Origin of the sequence: Komarekiella delphini-convector SJRDD-AB1 (assembly GCF_014831675.1) — a bacterium.
Taxonomy (GTDB): Bacteria; Cyanobacteriota; Cyanobacteriia; order Cyanobacteriales; family Nostocaceae; genus Komarekiella.
Genome location: NZ_VJXY01000004.1, coordinates 193,402 through 212,265 on the forward strand (window position 1 = coordinate 193,402; position 18,864 = coordinate 212,265).

General features: G+C 42.2%; 14 protein-coding genes. 12 read left to right on the forward strand and 2 right to left on the reverse strand.

Annotation, left to right across the window (positions count from 1 at the left end; all coding sequences use genetic code 11):
- The first annotated feature begins 393 nt into the window (after positions 1 to 393).
- The 6 genes from FNW02_RS06070 (at position 394) to FNW02_RS06095 (ending at position 10,258) form a co-directional block, all read left to right on the forward strand.
- A complete protein-coding gene (locus FNW02_RS06070) occupies positions 394 to 3,939 on the forward strand; it encodes a CHAT domain-containing protein (RefSeq protein ID WP_191756654.1) in 3,546 nt (1,181 codons plus the stop codon).
- Between the two features lie 158 nt (positions 3,940 to 4,097).
- Complete coding sequence (locus FNW02_RS06075; RefSeq protein ID WP_191756655.1) at positions 4,098 to 5,480, forward strand: hypothetical protein; 1,383 nt, start codon at positions 4,098 to 4,100, stop codon at positions 5,478 to 5,480.
- Entirely contained in the window at positions 5,480 to 6,628 is a 1,149-nt protein-coding gene (locus FNW02_RS06080) for a DUF1822 family protein (protein ID WP_191756656.1), read from the forward strand. Before FNW02_RS06075 ends, FNW02_RS06080 begins: the two co-directional genes overlap by 1 nt.
- Positions 6,615 to 9,149, forward strand: coding sequence for a CHASE2 domain-containing protein (locus FNW02_RS06085; RefSeq protein WP_191756657.1), 2,535 nt, complete (start codon positions 6,615 to 6,617; stop codon positions 9,147 to 9,149). Before FNW02_RS06080 ends, FNW02_RS06085 begins: the two co-directional genes overlap by 14 nt.
- A complete protein-coding gene (locus tag FNW02_RS06090) occupies positions 9,146 to 9,892 on the forward strand; it encodes a hypothetical protein (protein ID WP_191756658.1) in 747 nt (248 codons plus the stop codon). Before FNW02_RS06085 ends, FNW02_RS06090 begins: the two co-directional genes overlap by 4 nt.
- Positions 9,893 to 10,057: 165 nt before the next feature.
- Positions 10,058 to 10,258 (forward strand): hypothetical protein, encoded by a 201-nt coding sequence (locus tag FNW02_RS06095; protein WP_191756659.1) that lies wholly within the window; start codon positions 10,058 to 10,060, stop codon positions 10,256 to 10,258.
- 1,122 nt (positions 10,259 to 11,380) lie between these two features.
- Here FNW02_RS06095 and FNW02_RS06100 read toward each other — a convergent pair.
- Positions 11,381 to 11,656, reverse strand: coding sequence for a hypothetical protein (locus tag FNW02_RS06100; RefSeq protein WP_191756660.1), 276 nt, complete (start codon positions 11,654 to 11,656; stop codon positions 11,381 to 11,383).
- Positions 11,657 to 11,725: 69 nt separating this feature from the next.
- Here FNW02_RS06100 and FNW02_RS06105 point away from each other — a divergent pair, with 69 nt between their 5' ends.
- From FNW02_RS06105 to FNW02_RS39485, 4 genes are all read left to right on the forward strand, one after another.
- Entirely contained in the window at positions 11,726 to 12,151 is a 426-nt protein-coding gene (locus FNW02_RS06105; protein ID WP_191756661.1) for a hypothetical protein, read from the forward strand.
- A gap of 14 nt (positions 12,152 to 12,165) precedes the next feature.
- Complete coding sequence (locus FNW02_RS06110) at positions 12,166 to 13,653, forward strand: ABC transporter ATP-binding protein/permease (protein WP_191756662.1); 1,488 nt, start codon at positions 12,166 to 12,168, stop codon at positions 13,651 to 13,653.
- Positions 13,654 to 13,871: 218 nt separating this feature from the next.
- Complete coding sequence (locus tag FNW02_RS39865; protein WP_348535368.1) at positions 13,872 to 14,471, forward strand: transposase; 600 nt, start codon at positions 13,872 to 13,874, stop codon at positions 14,469 to 14,471.
- Positions 14,450 to 14,830 (forward strand): transposase, encoded by a 381-nt coding sequence (locus tag FNW02_RS39485; protein ID WP_431356797.1) that lies wholly within the window; start codon positions 14,450 to 14,452, stop codon positions 14,828 to 14,830. The genes FNW02_RS39865 and FNW02_RS39485 overlap by 22 nt, the downstream gene beginning before the upstream one ends.
- A 420-nt stretch (positions 14,831 to 15,250) precedes the next feature.
- Here the strand turns inward: FNW02_RS39485 and FNW02_RS06125 are convergent, their stop codons facing one another.
- Positions 15,251 to 15,832, reverse strand: coding sequence for a hypothetical protein (locus tag FNW02_RS06125; protein ID WP_191756663.1), 582 nt, complete (start codon positions 15,830 to 15,832; stop codon positions 15,251 to 15,253).
- A gap of 915 nt (positions 15,833 to 16,747) precedes the next feature.
- On the opposite strand from FNW02_RS06125, the gene FNW02_RS06130 reads away from it, so the two are divergent.
- Entirely contained in the window at positions 16,748 to 17,134 is a 387-nt protein-coding gene (locus FNW02_RS06130; protein ID WP_225225464.1) for a plasmid mobilization protein, read from the forward strand.
- Between the two features lie 41 nt (positions 17,135 to 17,175).
- Positions 17,176 to 18,666 carry a relaxase/mobilization nuclease domain-containing protein gene (locus FNW02_RS06135; RefSeq protein WP_225225465.1) on the forward strand — a complete coding sequence of 497 codons (1,491 nt, stop codon included), beginning with the start codon at positions 17,176 to 17,178 and terminating at the stop codon, positions 18,664 to 18,666.
- The last annotated feature ends 198 nt before the right edge of the window (positions 18,667 to 18,864 follow it).

The following is an 18,864-nucleotide window of genomic DNA, read 5'->3' on the forward strand; positions in this document are numbered from 1 at the left end:
ATAGCCAAGTTATAAAAAACCTGTGTCAAATAGCTTTTACCTTAATTAGCGTAGCAGTAGCGTACTACATACCAACTTTTGGGAAAAACTGCATTTTATTTTCAAAACTCTTGCATAGCGAAGTTTATAGCCGTTATGTGACGGTAAACGTCAGTTCTGCTGATCTTCCTTAGACTTCTTGCAAAAGTACCCGACGACTGAAGTCGCGGCTATAAAAACAAAGTCCGCTCTTGCGGACTTCATGCCTAAAAGACTGATAAAGCAGGCTTTGTTCGGGTAGCCCCAGACTTTAGTCTGAGGGCACTTTAAGACTTTTGCAAGAGGTCTCTTCTTGAAGTCGATACCAAAAAACGAGAGAATTGTCTAGTAAAAGCTAATGTGGGAGAGGCTGAAGTGCTTAGAGTTCGATTATCTTTGTTTTTGGTCGCTTTGTCATTCGTTTCAGTCAGATCAGCCTTGATCGCCCAAACCAAAAATCCTTCAATGCCACCCGGTTCTACACAACCGAGTGTTGATGCTAATTCTCCTCAATCTAGCGAAGCCGATCGCCTCTTTGAGCAAGGAAAACAGCAGCTTAACCAAGGACAATTACAAAAAGCATTGCAGACGTTTCAGCAGGTTTTGAAGATGCGGAGGCAGGCAGGCGATCGTCAAAAAGAAGCAGACACAATTTATGCGATCGCAGATGTTTATCAAAAACAAAAACAATACCAACAAGCTCTGGAACAGTATCAGCAAGCTCAAGTAATTGTTAGAGATATTAGAGATCGCCCCAGAGAAGCTCAAATCTGGTATGCTATTGGCACTACTCACCACATCCTCCAGCAATATTCTCAAGCCATAAAAGCTTACCAGCAGGCTCTGCCATTGTTTAGAGATGTGCGAAATCTTTTTACCAGAGATCCAAACATTGGATTGATTGACATTTCAATTGGGCAAATTCACTTCAGTATTGGACAAATTTATAGCATTCTGGGACAATATTCAAAATCCCAAGAATACCTTAATAAAAGTGTAGAGCTTTTGCAAAGTGCGTTAGTCAAAGCAAGAGCGAACAAAAATCCTCAAGTAGAGAGCCTTATCCTGACAATTCTTTTAGGGTCACATAGCTCACTTAGCAAGAACTATGCGGCTCGGCAGCAGTATGAACAAGCTATTGGTTACTTGCAAAAAGCGTTAGAGTTCGCCAAACAACTTGGAAACCGAGAACAAGAAAAAGGATTGTTAGAGGAATTAGTGGTTAACTATGCTAACCAAGGTCTAACTTATCAAGCGCAGCGAAACTATGAAGGCGCATTAAAAAGTTTGCAGCAAGCACTGAAGTTTGCTCAAGAGAATGGCTTGCAACGCTGGCAAGGGCAGGTGCTTCTCTATATAGGGCAAATTTACTCTTCTAGACAAGATTTTGCTACGGCGTTGAATTATCAGCAGCAAGCACAAGCGACCGCCAAACAGACAAATGATCGCTTCCTGCAAATTCAGTTGTTTTCTAGCCAAGGATCTGTTTACAAAAACTTGTTACGTTATCCAGAGGCACTAGAAGCTTTCCAAAAAGCCCGCTCTCTGCTGCAAGAGACAGGAGATTCGCTTGGGGCGGGATCTATGCTTGTTGCGATAGGCGAAATCTATGCTAACCAAAATCAATATAAAAAAGCGTTGAACTCTTATAATCAAGCTCTAGAAGCTCTTCAAAACAATCGATTTGCTCCATTTAAGAGTGGAATTAACGCAGATAATGTAGAAAAATTTTGTGGTGTTGCTCAAGAAGTTGGAGCAAGCGAAGGACTATTTTCATTTGCAGATAACTGTACCTTAGCTCTTGCGTTAGGTTCAGAAGCTCTTAAACAATCGTTTGTCCTCGATGGACTTAATTCTTTATTAAAACAGTTTAACCGAACTCTTTTAACGTTGAGAGGAGGAACTCTTCATGCAATAGGGCAACTCTATTTGAAGCAAAAGAACTATAGCCAAGCCTTGGCATTCTATCAACAAGCACGCCCAATTCTTCATCAGGCAGGATCTGTAATCGAAGGTGCAACGCTTGGTGATATGGGAATTATTTATCTTCTGCAAAGGCAATATGACCAAGCATTAGCTTTTTCTCGACAAGCATTAGAGATTAGCCGAGGATTTAAACATCGAATTAATGAGGAAGATGCTCTCAACAACTTAGCAAACGTTTATTGGGCGCAAGGGAATGTTCCATCAGCTTTGAAAACTTTAAGTCAAAAAGCCCAAGTGGAAAATGAGAACCTGACGAATAATCTTACCATTGGGTCAGAGGAGCGTAAACAAGCATACATTGCAGGACAAACTAACTCTATTAGTATGACTGTTACGTTCCAATTGCAAGCCGCTCCACAAAATTCAGAAGCTGCTAGACTTGCGCTCACCTCTGTTTTACAACGCAAAGGACGCATTTTGGATGCAGTTTCAGATAACGTACAAAGATTGCGCCAAAATCTTCAACCTGAAGATCGGAAGTTACTCGACAAACTAAATACATCTCGCGCCGAATTAGTAAATTTATTTTATGACAAGCAGAATACTCTCTCTGCAAAAGAGTTCAAAACTCAGGTTGCAACCTTAAAAGCGAAAATTGATCAATTAGAAGATACACTGGCGCAGCGCAGCACCGAATTTCGTGCTGAAGTTCAACCTGTGACAATCAAAGCAGTCCAAGCATTGATTCCAGCAGATGCGGCACTAGTCGAATTTGTACGCTATTCTCCCTACAATCCCAAAAGTAACGTTATTACTTCTGAAGCATGGGGAACGCCTCACTATGCAGCTGCAATTTTGACTCCTCAAGGAAATCCAAGATGGATTGATCTGGGTGAGGCTAAGCCAATCGATCAGGCTGTCAAACAGTTCCGTAATGGGTTGCGAAATCAAATGTCTGAGCCTGAAGTGCGAGAGAAAGGACAGTTCGTCTACAATTTGCTAATGTCAAAAGTCCAAGCAGAAGTAGGAAATGTCCGTCATTTGCTCATTTCCCCAGATAGCCAACTCAATCTCATTCCCTTTGCTGCTTTAGTCAATCCGCAAAATCAGTATTTGGTCGAAACCCACACTATCACCTATCTGACTTCTGGACGTGACCTACTGCGGTTGCAAACTCAAAAAGCCAATCGCTCACCCCAACAAGTTCCTGTGATTATTGCTAATCCAGACTTTAATCTACCGGGCAACTCAAAACCTGCTCAAGTTACCAGTACCCCCAGTAATAGCAGATTGCCTGAGATGGCAGTAAAGGAAGGCAATCAACGTTCCGGTGACCTGGGATCTCGACAATTTGATCGGCTGGAAGAAACGCAAAACGAAGCAGAGGCAATCGCTTCTTTACTCCCCAATGCACTGAGGCTAGAAGAAAGCCAAGCAACCGAAAACACCCTCAAACAGCTTCACTCACCCAGCATTCTGCATATTGCAACTCATGGCTTTTTCTTTGAAGATTCTCCAAGCTTTACCCAGTCCAACATCACCTCTACTATCAATAATGAAAACCCGCTTTTACGCTCTGGTTTAGCACTTGCTGGGTTTAATACTCGCCAAAGTGGTAGCGAAGATGGGGTGTTGACGGCTTTGGAAGTGACAGGACTAGATCTGCGTGGTACTCGTCTAGTCGTTCTTTCTGCCTGTGATACAGGATTCGGAAATGTTTTAAACGGTGAAGGGGTGTATGGGTTGCGTCGAGCCTTTGTCATTGCCGGAACTGAAAGTCAAATGGTGAGCCTCTGGAAGGTTAATGACAAAGCATCTGCTGACTTAATGAGCAAGTACTATCAGTTGCTCCAAAAAGGGCGCGATCGCAGCGAAGCCCTGCGCCAAGTCCAATTAGAAATGATGCGAAACCCACAAGACCCAGAATATCCCAATCCCTACTACTGGTCAGCGTTCATTCTCTCCGGCGATTGGCGCAAGATGGACAGCTTCTAGAAAATTTCATATCTCCACTACCCCAGTAGATATATTCAAATGTATGCACAATCGGGAGGCTAAAATTCTGAGCGGTGTTTACTCCACAGTTAAACGCTAGGAGAACGAGATTATGGGTGATGTCTTGAAAATTGATTTCTCTTAGGAAGCAGAGCTTTATGGGTAATATATCAAATTATTGGAGACTGGTTAGACTAACATTAGGAAAACTTGAGATAAATGAAGTTGAGCAGGCTCGATCCTGGTTTTACAAGCAGTTTCCCGATTTCAGAAATGTTAGTGTCACCTCTGAGCATAGAGCTATTCAGCGTCGATTGATGGAAATGCGATCGGCTGAAGCGCTCCTTGAGCCTGGTCGTAGAATGGCAGAATACTGCTTGTACTGTTTCATTTCTCATCAGCTTGAAGCAGCCTGTAGAGAATTAGCAGAACGGTTTGGCGAGCAAGGCTATTTTACCAAAGACGACCTATTTCCCCTTGTCTTGGATGCCAAAGGAGGTCATGTTCTTGCCAGTAAAATTTTACAAACCTTTGATCCAAGTATCAGCAATTTGAGTACTTGGACAAAGGGAGCTATAAGACAGCATAGACCTCTGATTGACTTTCAGAGAGATTGTGGCATTTGCTGCTTAACAGATTGGGCACTTCTGAACGATATAAAGGATCGAAATCGGTTAGAAAAAATTCTCAGTCCCTATTCACTAACCCTAACTCCGTTAGAAATTGACAGCATCTGGCATTTGCTAGAGAGCTATTACGCTGTCTATCGTGAAGACCTTTTACAAAATGAATCTCGTAAAAGGAGTTCATTCTGCTCCCCAACTACTGATGAACAACTCCAGCGCATAGTTAACCATTTGCAAGAAAGAGGTTATTCAAGCTATACATCACAAAAAGTTCTACATGGATTGCAATCTTTAGCTGAAAAAGTGCGGCGGTATAAAACGCGCCGACCTCTTTCAGTCTCTATTGACCCAAACACTAAAACCTCAGTTTATGACCAATCACTCCCTAATCAAGAGAAGGACGAGAGTGAAGAGAGAGATGAAATAGATTTTTTAAACAGATTTTGGGAAGAATTTCCACAATGTCTAGATGAAGCAATTGAACAAGTAGTGAGCAGTCGTCTTCCAGATAAAGACCCTCAGCGTGAGCGGTTTCTGAAAGTTTATTGTATGTTTTATTGTGAGAATAGAAATTGTGATGAAATTGCTCTTGCCATACGTTGCAGTTCGAGAACGGTCGCCGAACTACTAAAGCCCAAGAAGACTATTAAGGAAGATATTCGCCATAAATTACTAAATTTGTTGTGTAAACGCACTCAAGAACTTGTGGCTAGCTCTGAATCTAAATATATTGATCAATCTCGACTTAAAAAACTTGATTGTCAGCTTCGCAAGATACTTGAGGAAATCATAACGCCAGAATTTGATCAAGCGATTGCTGAATTATTTACTTCTAAAAATTCCCCCAAGCGCAGCTTAATCAATGTTCAGATTTGCTACTACATTAAAAGATTGACTGGAGAGCTAGAACTATAATGAACAATTTAGATGATTTAATGGACGACACCCCAATCCTAGAAGGAAAAGTTATCACAGCCGACACTATCGAATTATTGCCTAAACAAGTAGCTTGGGCAGCCGAAGCCAGCGCCTCTGCCAAGCCTGAAGCACGCTGGCAAAATTATCTCGATCACTTGGCGTTGATTGGCATTCAAGAATGGCTAAAAAATCGAGTGCCTGAATTAGAGGTCGAGCAAGACTGGCGAGAACCAATGGGTTATTTGATGGTTGGTAATTTTAAACTCTTTGTAATTACCCTCGATAGCATAGAGGAAGATGTTGTCACAGTTTCTAAAGCAGCGATCAATAAACCTGAATTCAGACCGCATTTATATGTTTTGGTTGAAGTTTTAGCAGAACCAAAACTGGTTCGTGTCTGTGGCTGTTTATCTCAAGTTCAACTTGTTCAACAACAAGAAACGGAAGCATCAAGAATCGAGGATGAGGATGATGCAAACTATCTACTTCCCCGAGATTGGTTTGAACCCGATCCAGCTCAAGTTTTACTCTATCTCCGTTGCATACACCCTTCAGCACTTATTCAACGACCCATTTTAGGCAAGTCTCCGACTCCTGCTCTTTCAATCCCCCAAGTTGTCACCAGCAGTATCTCCCGAATTACAGAGAAAGTTGAACAAGCTGTTCAAGAATTAACTTTAATTTTGCAGCCCCCACTACAGCTTAGTTCAGTTATGCGATCGCTTTCTGAAAAAGAGAAAATAACTACAGTAGTAAAGGAGTTACGAGGCAAAGGAATTGAAGTTCCACCTGATCATATGTATGCAGAATCGAAAGAAGATTTGCTCTGGGAAAATGTTTCGTTGAGGCTTCATGTCATTAAATGGAACTTATCTAACACTATTTTGACCCCAAAGTGGTCTTTGTTGTTAATTTTAGGGACATTGTCTGAAGAAAGTTTGCCTCCCAAAGTCATGATGAAAATCGAAGATGCAACACAGGTCTTGGATGAGCAGATCATCACTGAAGGAACGCAAGTTCCTTATCTTTACACCCAAGCTATAGGCACTTGGCAGGAACAGTTTCGAGTTACTATTCAAATGCCTGACAACTCAGAATTCCCAGTTACTATCTCATCCCTGACTGAGCCGTATGAACTTATCTAACAAGGTCTTCCATTTAGACGTTCGCCAGATAGCTCGCTCCATTGAAGGTGAAATTAAAGAATATTGTCAATTTACTCTATCATGGGGACAAGCTCAACGACTATTTGCTGAAGTAGATTATCGTAGAGACCTAGATACTCTGTATGAAGAATGGCGAAAAGCGTACATAAGTTACTACAAGGCCCGTTCTTCAGTCTCAAAATCCTCTTTACGTGGAGAGGTAGTAGCTAGCGGAACTATTAATCCTTTAGAAGGAAAACGCTCTCAACTCATTCAGGCAGAAAAAGAACTGCTGAAAGAATTTTATAAATGGCTGGGGGATGGGAACCTACAGGAAATTCGTGAAACTTTAGAAGCATATGCCAATTTTGCAGTAGATGCAGAGCAAGTCATTGATGTTTTCTTGATCTGCCACCAAAACCAAGATCAAGGGAACTTGGCTAAATTTCCCTGGGAAGACTGGAAAATTTCAAAGGAGTTGCCACGAGGTAAAATTCGGATTGCCCGCCTACCCGCCAGTCTACATAAACCAGTTCCAATAAACCCTGTTCGTCGAAGTCGGGCTAGAATTTTAACAATTTTGGGCAGCGATGAGGGCTTGAAGTTAGCAAACGATATTAATGCATTGCGCCAGCTTCAACCATCAGTCGAAATTCAATTCGTAGGTGACAACAAGCATCAATCAGAGAGCCAGACACTTCAGGAAATTCTTACTAAGCTCACAGATGCTCAGGGGTGGGATGTTTTGGTTTTTGCCGGGCATAGTGGTGAAGCACAAGCAGTTGGAGGAAAGCTAGCGATTCCCGGCTTCTCAATTGGAATGGAAGAGTTGAGACCTGCATTGGAAAAAGCAACAAGCCGAGGACTTCATCTCGGTATTTTTAACTCCTGCAAGGGCTTAGATATTGCTGAATCGCTTATCGATTTTGGACTCAACCAAGTCGTTGTGATGCGAGAAGAAATAGATGATGAGGTTGCCAATGAGTTCCTGCGTGTATTTGTGTTAAACCTTAAGCAGCACAACGATGTTCATACGTCTGTTATCAAGGCTTGTGAAGCTCTGTCACAATCAGAGTACGGAATTGAGCATCCATCCGCTTATCTAATGCCTAGCCTATTTCGTCGCCCTGACTCGACTCTATTTCGCATTCCTTCCCGATTGCGCTGGTTTAGACTATTCCGCCCAAAGCGATATGAGGCAATTGTTCTATCTCTTGTCACACTAGCTAGTCTTAGTCCGTTGCAACAAGAGTTTTTAAGTCAAAGGGTAAATGTACAAGCGATTTATCGGGAGTTTATTCACGCAGCTACAGGGAACACTATCTCTACTCCGCCTCCAATAGCTATTCTCCAAATCGATCAAGCTTCTATTAATCAAGCGATGAAGGAGGCAAATACTAATATTCCAGTTCCGATTCCACAAGGCTACTTGGCTAAACTCATCCGACAATTGCCAAAACAGTCTAAAGTTGTGGGAATTGATTATTTGCTAGATCGTCCTCAAGGTAAACAGGGAGAAGTTACCAAAGAACTGGGGGATGCAATCGCCGCAGCAAATAAGCAAGGAAAACGATTTATCTTCGGATGTACCTCAGAAAAAACAAAATCACCATTTGAATGTAATCAATTGAGTTTAGAAGAAATTGTTGGTTCAAAAACTGGTCCAAACATTGCAGAAGCAGATGCGATTTTAGGTTATGCGAATTTCGGCAACACAGACAAGGTTGGCTATCGTATGCCGTTACTTTGGCAGGAACAGGATAAGAATGAACAACTTCCTTTCGCTTATTGGTTGGCGTGGCTACGCTATGCACGCTCTGCCTGCACTCGTCCACATGCCCAAGTTCATTGTAATGCTACTAACAAGGTGATGTACAATGAAGCTATAAAATACATACATATAGAATTGCCCAGACTAAATAGATCGGGGATAACTAGTATAGGACATGCGTTTCACCAAGCATGGTTGCACCCCATTACAGATTTTTCTATTCATCAAAATCAGGTTTACAGACCGATTTCAGCCCAAGAGTTTCTAAAAGCTCCAGATACGTTATCTCAGGAAACTGTTTTGATTGCAGCAGGAGGCTATGATGAAGCCGGAATTGAGAATCAGGCAGAAACCTTTACCCCTCCGACAATTGCCCAAAAATACTTAAAGTTTGACATGACTCGTGGTGAACAACATGCTTACTTATTCTATCTTTTCCTTAATAAGCGCATAGTAGTTCCCATTCCCGATCTATGGATTCTTTGGGTTGCAGCCCTTGCAGGTAAAAGTATTATCGTATTTCTGCAATGGCGATCATCAAAAGTATGGGCACAAACGACAACAAGCAAGCAGGTCAAAAAGCTCTACCAATCGCCTTGGTTCTGGGCACTACCAAGCGGAACTGCCTTATATAGCCTAATCAGCCTTCACCTCTATCTTTCGTCAATTGCAATTTTACTACCGATTGTGCTGCCAGTCATAGTATTCTGGGCTTACGTTCTGCCCCCTGTTATGAAACGAGAAATATGAGGAGATTCAATGTATCAAGCCCCCGTCTTCGCCTCCTGCTCCTTGGTTTTTGTTCACTGCTAGTTGTCGTCGCAATCCTCAACCTTTCCCCCCAGCTTGCCCCTTCCCAACCGGCCCATGCCTCTTTAATAGATATTTGGCACAGCATATTCAAAAATCCCCCACCTCCGCCTCCTAGAAGAGGGATATCGCGAGGAGATGATTTTTGCCCTGTTGCACCCGTTACGCGCTCCTCATCGGCTGAACTTCCAAAAGTTTGGAGCGATCGCCCCACGTTGGCTTGGTTGGGAACCTCAACGGCAGTCAGAGAAATGGCAATTTTTCCGAAAGATAGTGAGACACCTATATGGGTCTGGAGCAATCCTGCAATTCAGCAATCCAGTAGGAGTAAATCTTCACAATCGCCAAACCCTCACCATGTAAAAGTTGAAACCCTGCTTTCACCAGGGCAGATTTATGAGTGGCGTGTTATCCGTCCTCTGACGCCTGAAAAAGATATCATTCGCTTCCAGACAATGACCTCTGAAGAAATCAAGTCTATTGCACAAGGTTTGCCAACAGCAAATGGCGTGGGTGATTCATCTGCTTTAAAACGAGCAGATTATTATGCTGGTCAACACCTTTGGTCGGATTTTTGGCAGGAAATTTTTTCGGTGCGAAATCCGTCAGTAAAGTTAAATCAACTCATTACCAAAACGTTTGAAGCGCAGTGTCCTCGTACTGGTGACTCTGCTCAACCATAATATTCCTTAGATATAGAGTTTCCAGTAATTCTAACTTCAACAATGAGTGCTGAAAATCCCGAGCGCGGCGGACTTTTTCAGCACTCATTGTTGCAGGGGTAGTAACTGTAAATAGATACATAAGAGTGTAGGCACAGCAAAGGACTGAAATCCAAGGAACGGCTTATGGTTATACTAACCATTTTATTTGTGGTTTTTTTAATTGTTGGCATTGGAGCAGTAGTTGAGGAAGAGGGTGGTGATGGAACAAGTGCTATCTTCTGTATCCTGCTTTCCCTCGGCTTGGTGGCATCATTCATAATGGGACCCTTCGGCTTCATTGTCGCTATACTGCTGTTTTTCCTTCTTATTGGAGCAGCGTCTTAGGGGTAGAGCCTCCCGATGGTGCCTGTGAAGCTTAAGAAACCAACCGAGATACGTAGAAATTATGACATATATCTCAGCTGGTTTCCATTTTGCAGGGGTGGTAACTGCAAATAGATACATAAGAGTGTAAGCAAAGCAAAGGACTGAAACTTATACCAGTACTAAGACATATATTCGATACATCGGGTTAAATCTCTGCGATCACCTACTGGTTAAATATAGGCATTTGTGATTTTGCCTCCTCATCGCAGATTACACCGATAGATTTTGGATTTTAGAAAGCAGTTTATGTATCTAGGGTCAATAGACGTTTATCTGAGGGTATTGTTATGTCCATAGGTCAAGACAAAATTGCAGAATCTGAAGACAAGTTAGTTCTTGAAGAGTCAAACATCGTGAGCGGTCCATACCAATGTATGTTGTGTGACTGTGGTGCATTTAAAGAGGGTTTTGACGTGCAAATTTGTATTTGTGGTCACACTTTCTATGATCACAGATCTTTTAAGAAATATGACGATTCACAGATATGTTCTTGTCGCTCCAGAGAAGTGGCTGTGAGGGCTTAATGTGCCCTTATATCTTGCAAAGCTAATTCAATTCAATATGTCCGTTAAATCTGCTGGGAGAATAGCAGGGTGTATTTGAAGGAATGGCTAGCAGCGTTCAGTACCCAAGTAGCATTCTCAAACCCAACACACCTCACCTCAATTTGGGTTAGCAAGATCAAAACTTCATACCTTCCTGCGGTGCAGAAATACCTTTACTTGGGTGGAGCAAAGAGCTTCGCTCAAATCAATAATTTACCAAGGAGATCACAATATGGTTTTGCTCGAAATTATCATCACCATTATCACAGTTCTCATTCATTGACTCTCTCTAAGTTGATAGCTCTAATAGCATAACCTTAGTGTCTTATATTCCTGCACTGAGGTTGGTGCAAATCCTTTCGTTAAAATTCTCCACTGCTGATTGTTGAATTACCAACGCCACACACTATTAATCTATGCAGATTCTCTCAGATTCTTCAAAGTATTCATATAGTTTGTCCTTCTCTTGGACAAATATATTGCTATCTGGTTTCTTTCTATGGACGCTGATTCTTGGTCTAACTACTTTGCAGATTCAGCATTCCTGTTCGCCTATGGTGCATTGGTTCAATACACCGCTTCCAGAGTACTGCTCAAAGTTTGAACCCCGTGTAGTTGCTTCTAAACCTAGCAATCCAACCACACTTCCGAGCCGAGTTTCGCAACCTACGCCTGTGGTACCCTCTACTTCAAAAAATTCTGATGGAATTGCAAAAACTGCTGGAATCACTACTGGAGTTATTGCAGCCATTCTGGGGACACCGCTCATCGTTGCAGTCGGAGCCGGTGCTTTGGCCTGGTTCGTTGTCAAGAAAACCCTTGGTTAGACAATTCTTGTCTGCGCCCATTAAATACGATTGTTCACGTTAAAAGGAACATTATGCAATCAAACCCAGATAATTCCAATATGTTTTCCGATTTGACCTCTCAGCCTGAAAATGCGCTCTCTGAGTCTTTTACTTCCAAAATTCAACAACCACATTCCCCTGATATTCCAAAGCTTGTTTTCTTTCCTTCGCTTTCTCGCATTTTTTCGGGTTCTCCCGGCAAGCTGATTATAGCAGGACTTCTTTTAGTTGGCATTCTAGCAACATTCTTTATCTTCTCCCAAGGAAGCGATGTCTGCTTACTGAGCTACTGCTTAGACAATCCAATCCCTGCTGCGTCACTAGGGGATGATTTTCTCGCATTTTCTGGCGGTACAGCAGCGTTAGTCCTACTTACAACACTGCTGGGAACTCCTTTGCTGCCTGCGGTGGGCATATCCGCAGGAATTTGGTTCCTCTTACACATATCCCTTCATTAATGGAAGAAACAGCAATGGCTTTAATACGACTCAATAAAGTTTCTAAGACCTTCTCTCAAGGTCTTTTTCAAGGATTTAGTGAAAAGCCTGTCTTGGAAAACATCGATCTAACCATTCACCCGGGTGAGTTCCTTGCATTGAAGGGAAAGAGCGGTGCAGGTAAAACAACTCTGTTGAAAATTATCTTAGGTTTATTGGAACCGACCAGTGGCGAGGTTCAATTGATGGGACTTTCTCCTCACCTTCCTGAATCTAAAACTCGTATCGGCGTAGTTTTCCAGGAAGCTAGCCTTCCTGAAAACATGACAGCTAAAGAACTGATTCAACTTGTACGCAGCTACTACCCAGATCCTCTCTCAACAGAAGAAGTTATCCGTGCAGTTAATCTGACAGATGAGGAGCAGAATACTTGGGCTACACAATTACCGGGTGGGGGGAAACAGCGCCTGTACTTTGGTAAGGCGTTAGCAGGCAAGCCAGCACTTCTGATTCTTGATGAACCAACAAGAAATCTGGATGAAGATGCATATAAAGAATTCTGGCGGCAGGTTGCACGTTGCCGAGAACGAGGGGTTACAGTTCTCATGGTCACTCATTCTGAATCTGATCTCAATCGGTTGAACCAATTAGCAACTCGGATCGTCACGCTACACAAAATCACTGAGGCTCCTGCAAGTGGGCAATTAAGCCAACAGATTTTGCGCGATACTCCTGCTGCAACTCCTGTTCCTGCTGAATCGATTGAGATGGAGCCGAGCCTTGTACCATCGCAGCTACAAAGATTCACAACTCTATTCAAGCAGCAACTGTGGGCAGAAGGCTTACAAATCCTACGTACACCTACTTTCTTGCTAGGAATTCTATTTTTCGCTGGATTTTCAGCATTTCTCCCAGGTCAAGGAGATTCTGCAAAACAGGCAATCCTAAGTTTTGGCGGGATCTTACTGCTAACAGTAGCGATTGATCGTTTAGGTAAGCGAGTTGCTGTCGAACGCAGAGACCGTTGGTCAAGGTTTTTACGATCAACACCTCTTCCCCCTGCAATATATCTTGCAGTCAAGATTTGCACTACCTTGTTGGTGTGTGCAGTAAGTTTATTATTGATTCTTGTTTTAGGAGGTGGATTACATCAAGTTCAAGCAAGCATTGGAGAATGGATACTTCTGTTTTTGAGTCTACTGATTGGAGTTATTCCATTTGCTTTATTGGGGTTAGGATTGAGCTATTTGATTGATCCTAAAAGCTATGATGCTGTTGCTGGTCTAGCCCTTCCAATTGGTCTTTCAACAAGTGGTGCTTTTCCTCTTTCTAAGTCTTCCTTCGTTCAGGATTTAGTTGCATTCTCGCCGTTCTTCCACTATCAACAATTGACACTTTGGGCGGCTGGTTTGGAAGGTTACGATCAGCATATCTGGTTACATATACTCTGGTTATTGTGGGCAAGCATTGTTTTTGGTTTAGCAACAGCCTGGGCATATCGGCGGGATCAAGCTGTTCAGTGAGATTTGCAACCAAAAGCGCGAGCCGAGGTGTGGGAATCCGTAAAAGTTGAAGCGCTGGAAGCGATGAAGCAGTCCGAGGTTACTCTGGTACTGGGGCCTTTTACCTAATGTTAGTTGGAAAAACTAGTACAAGTCGGCGGAAATAAACAGACCATATTGGTGGGAGAATAAATAATCAGGTTAAAACCAGTTTCGGGGGCGTATCAAAAACTCAGGGTGTGACTAGATTAACTCCTAAAATATTAAATTTAAGCGATGGCGAGCGGGATCAACTCCAACAGTTGATCAACAGACACAACACGCCGCAACAGATAGCGCTACGAGCGAAAATAATTCTCATGGCATCTGAGGGTCAAAATCATCGTGAAATCGCCTGGAATTTAGATATGAATCGGCAGATGGCTCGTTTATCAAGAAGGGGAAGGGGAAAAGGTAAAAAGCGAGTAGGATTGTGGGCGACTTGTTCATCCCTTTCCCCTTTTTCCTTTAACCTTTTCCCCTCTTGTTTATACATTACTGCCATTGAGCGTGCTCAAAACGGAGAGCGCACAATATCGATTGATGAAATGACAGGTATTCAAGCTACTGAGCGTCTAGAAAAAGACTTACCAATGCGGCCGGGTAAAGTGGAAAGAAGGGAATTTGAATATATTCGTCATGGTACGCAGACCTTGATAGCCAATATTGATGTTGCTACTGGTAAGATTGTTGAGCCAACTTGTGGAGATTTCAGGACAGAAGTTGATTTTGCCCTTCATATTCGTCGGACGATTCAAGCTGACCCTAATGCCAAAAAATGGGATTTGATTATGGACTAGACTGTCTGAACACTCATAAGTCTGAATCTCTGGTTCGTTTGGTTGCAGAAAAAGAAGGTTTGGATATTGACTTGGGTATTAAAGGGAAAAGCGGCATACTCAAATCTATGAAATCCCGTGCTGCTTTTTTAAGTGACCCAACACATCAAATTGTTTTCCATTACACACCTAAACACTCTTCGTGGCTTAATCAAATTGAGATTTGGTTCAGTATTTTGGTTCGCAAGTTACTCACAAGAGCAAGTTTCGCCAGTCAGGATGATTTAAAAAATCGAATCCTCCAATTTATTGACTACTTTAATCAAAGAATGGCTAAACCTTTTAAGTGGACATACAAGGGTAAAGTCTTGGCGATTTAATGGTCTGTTTATTTCCGCCTTGCTGTACTAGGGAAAACCCACCTGGACTTCTTAACTTTTGCAGAAATTGAAGCTTGGTTCCTGCGGCAAGGAGATTGAACACCTTGCCGCTTCTATCCTGCGTATGCTTTGAAATATAAATTGTACAAAAAGGACACAGCATACTTCACACCTTATGTTGTTTTAAGAATAAAATGACCGCTCCTGAGAAGTACCGAATGCTTATTTTTCCTTTCGTGGCAATAGCACCCGCTACGTGATTGCACTCTAGGAGATATTACCCACAAAGACAAACAGGACAAGGAGATAACTACAGCATGAATTAGTAGATGTAGCCGCAGTTATCCATCATGCAAGTAGCCGCAGGATTGGTGTTATGGCTGTTCTCCAACATCTAACACCCATATCCTAATAATCCCCTTACTCCAGGCGAAATCCTGCATCAACTTCTATTTCTGCCTTAGCAATTGGATCATCCTCATCATCATTAAAGAACCGATCATCATCTTCGGAATCTTCTCCCAAAACATTTGACCCTACTGGTTCTGCCGTAACAGGTAATGAATCAGGACTTGGCTCAGTGGCATTAAAAAAAGAAACCGAAGGAGGAACTAAATTAGCCCAAACGGGAGTAACTCCTACTCCGTTAGTTCCAATTGTTGGTTGTAAGCCAATTGCACCTTGCGAGAAAACTCCACTATGAGGATTAACAAGAACTATCTGGGGCAACCCCTCCATCCCAAACGTCCGTTTCATCTTAATTATCTGAACTTCAAGTTGCGCGATCGCATCATGAAGGGCTGACTGCAATTCAACACCAGATACCCCCGCAGCAGATAGCGCAAATGGTAAGTAATACGCCCGCAGCGCCTCACATACTAACTCAGTTTGCCCTCGCTTCTTTGACTGGAGATAGCTAATTACTATACCGTCCTCTATATCTTTATTCCGCATGATACGCGCCAACTCAACCGAATCAGCTGGCTTACTAGCTCTTGCCATAGCTTCTCTTCTATTAACGTGCAAATCAAGCTTCTCAGTAAGCTATTTGTCAATACTCTTACTTTAACCATACGGTGGGAGAACTCACCCCCGTATTTACTCCGAACTACCCCAATTGATACACTAATTACCCCAATTAAGTGAAATTGGGTTTGATTTTTGTCAATCAAAATAAATAATTAACTGAAAAATAAACTCTAACAATCCCCATAATTGAGGTATTCTGAGGGCAAATTAACCCAATTATTTCAGCATTACGTCGAAGTTAATCAACTTAGGATAGAACCCCACAATCCGCTCTGTATCTGATTTACTACAGTTGCACTCCACAACAGACTATTGCTGTCGCCGTACAGTCCTGTAACTAAAACAAGGTATGTTTAGTAGGGTCATTTTATCACTAAGGTTATTATCAATAAACTAGATTAATTGACAGTCCTTTAATACCAATCGTCTTATTTTGTAGCACAAAATACTACTTTTGTCCTATATTTACTGTTTGATAAATAAATAGATTAAAAAATAATACATACAAATAGTTGTAATTACGTATAATTGAATCCACTGTTATGGATAGTACCTACTACGCAATAGCGTTCGCGGAGCGTCTGGCAGAGAAGCGCCGACCTGTCGGTTCGCACGCTGGCGACATAGCCATATAATCCCTACAATCACTACATCCCAGCAATTGCAGAATTAACAATAAGGTTTAGGGCTTCAGTATCAGTTACAAGATGAACCACAAGATATTAACCTCATGGTATTTATATCACAATAGTTACAGTACTCTCACTGTCGGCATCTAAATGCAGTATAGTTTATACCAAAAATAGCAGCGATATTGTCCCCAATTGAAACCACACACTGTTGTCAGATTTCCGGTTATCCCCAAGTCCCTCAGTGCAGTCTCTAACTATGCCACTCAGTCCCGCAGTGAAAGAAGGTATGGTAAGTAACTCCATAAAGCGAACCAAATCTATCAAGGTATACCTCTTTGAGCAAGAGAAAACTACCATTGAGGAAAAAGCGATCGCCACAGGGGTAACTGCATCTGAATATTTACGTTCCTGTGGGTTAAGGCGGGTACTAACGGCAAAACCATCTGCCGACTTGATAACTATCCGCGCTACTGCTGGAAACCTCAAAAGCGAACTGATGATGTTATCTCACTTAGCAAAGGAAACAAACAACCAGCAAATTTTGGATACTGTCAATAATGCGATCGCACTCGTAGATCAGACTATCGCAGCTGCATTTAACCTAGACGTTCCAGAAAAATCACCCTCAAGCCAAGATAAATAAGGCATTACAGGTTCTATATACCCACTTTCAACTCCCTCAATTTGATTCCCGTCATCTATAAAAAACCGAATTTTCTCGACACGCTCAAGTATGTCTTGGGGAAAGATGATGCTGCGATGGTCGATACTAATATGATGGGAACAAACCCAGATGAATTTAACCAGCAGTTTCTCAACATCAAGTACACCAAAAAAGCAGTTAAGCGGCAGTGTGCCCACCTCATTATCTCAATAGCACACCGCCCCAACTATCATGAGCATTTATCAAACAGTCAGTACAGCTATGTAGCAAGGGAATATCTCAAAGATATGGGATACTTACCGAAGGAAGAATCATCTGTAGCAGCTACGAGTCAGTTCGTTGCAATACGCCACCACGATCGCGACCACGAACACCTGCATATAATCGCCTCCCGAATTCGGTTAGATGGCAGTTTAGTTAATGATTCCTATGATTATTTCAACTCCCAAGTCTCAACTAGACGCATCGCGGCGGAACTAGGGTTAGAGGTGACACCGACAACGAATGAAGCCGTCGCCTTTAAGTTACAGCAAGAGTATGGCATAACTGCACTCACCAGCCCCAACCGCTCGAAAAGTATTAGAGCAGTCAATAGTAAGCACAAAACCCCAACAAGTAAGGAAATTATTCGCCAAGCAATAGGAGAAGCCATCAAGGATAGTCCCACTGTCTCCACGTTCATCCAACGCTTGGAGGAAAACAACATTGGGGTATTGCCTAAAATGCGGGGGGAGGAACTACTAGGCTTTACCTACATCCATAATGATGTGAAAATCGCTGGTTATCAAATATACAAACCCTATAGTTGGAACAAACTGCTGTCTGAATACGGAATAACATACGACCAAGAGAAAGATAAGGAAGTAATTCAACAAGCTAAAGCCAGAGCAATTAACCGCATAAATATTAATACTATAAGTAATAATGAGTACTTGTATGCTGATAAACCTACTAGCAGCAGTAGAAGTGATGGTAATGGCGATACCGATAGTAATTCCAAAATACTTGAGAGTACAAAAGTACTAAATAGTAATTATCCAGATCAAATTTCGACAATACAACCAAAATTAGAAGATAAACCCACGTCGGAAGCAAATAAGGTTAAGAAAAAAGTACAGCCGTATCTGAAGGAGCAACATCCACAACAGGATATTTCAGAAGAAAACCGTCTATCCGCTGAGCAATCTTCCCCTACTCCCCCTTTTCCTAACCTTCTCCCTTCTAACCTCAAACATCTGCCTTCTACAATCACTGACTATATGCTTGTTACCAATAATTTCCGTATCAAGGGACGGGAATTGAGTACCAGCTTAGATGCCAATATTCTGACTGTTTACCGTCATGGGGATAATACTCCTGTGATGCAAACCTGCTATAGTCAGGGAAACTGGTACGAAGAGATACCAACTCGACTAACAACAAACGAAATCGAGCAGATTGAAAGCTTGCGTGTCTTTACCCAACAAGCGTTAATGAATAAATTGCGATCACAAAGAGGTATTGAGCAATAGTAAATCTGTTGGTAGAGAAAACTTAATCCACAGTGCCTCTCTGACTGTGGGTAAATACAAAGCCGTTGGGAATTACTATCGTCTTTACGAAGTATTCAAATTTGAACACTTCGTAGAAACGATGTCTTGCTCAGGTGCAAAAATCCTAATATCCTTTATCTCGCCGATAACTCCATAGGAAATAACTCCTTCTTGTTC

What these genes read in the sequence shown, in the direction of transcription:
- FNW02_RS06110 (WP_191756662.1), top strand. Translation starts at nt 12,166, where the DNA reads ATGGCTTTAATACGACTCAATAAAGTTTCTAAGACCTTCTCTCAAGGT.
- FNW02_RS06105 (WP_191756661.1), top strand. Translation starts at nt 11,726, where the DNA reads ATGCAATCAAACCCAGATAATTCCAATATGTTTTCCGATTTGACCTCT.
- FNW02_RS06080 (WP_191756656.1), top strand. Translation starts at nt 5,480, where the DNA reads ATGAACAATTTAGATGATTTAATGGACGACACCCCAATCCTAGAAGGA.
- FNW02_RS39485 (WP_431356797.1), top strand. Translation starts at nt 14,450, where the DNA reads ATGGGATTTGATTATGGACTAGACTGTCTGAACACTCATAAGTCTGAA.
- FNW02_RS06095 (WP_191756659.1), top strand. Translation starts at nt 10,058, where the DNA reads ATGGTTATACTAACCATTTTATTTGTGGTTTTTTTAATTGTTGGCATT.
- FNW02_RS06085 (WP_191756657.1), top strand. Translation starts at nt 6,615, where the DNA reads ATGAACTTATCTAACAAGGTCTTCCATTTAGACGTTCGCCAGATAGCT.
- FNW02_RS06125 (WP_191756663.1), bottom strand. Translation starts at nt 15,832, where the DNA reads ATGGCAAGAGCTAGTAAGCCAGCTGATTCGGTTGAGTTGGCGCGTATC.
- FNW02_RS06130 (WP_225225464.1), top strand. Translation starts at nt 16,748, where the DNA reads ATGCCACTCAGTCCCGCAGTGAAAGAAGGTATGGTAAGTAACTCCATA.
- FNW02_RS06075 (WP_191756655.1), top strand. Translation starts at nt 4,098, where the DNA reads ATGGGTAATATATCAAATTATTGGAGACTGGTTAGACTAACATTAGGA.
- FNW02_RS06090 (WP_191756658.1), top strand. Translation starts at nt 9,146, where the DNA reads ATGAGGAGATTCAATGTATCAAGCCCCCGTCTTCGCCTCCTGCTCCTT.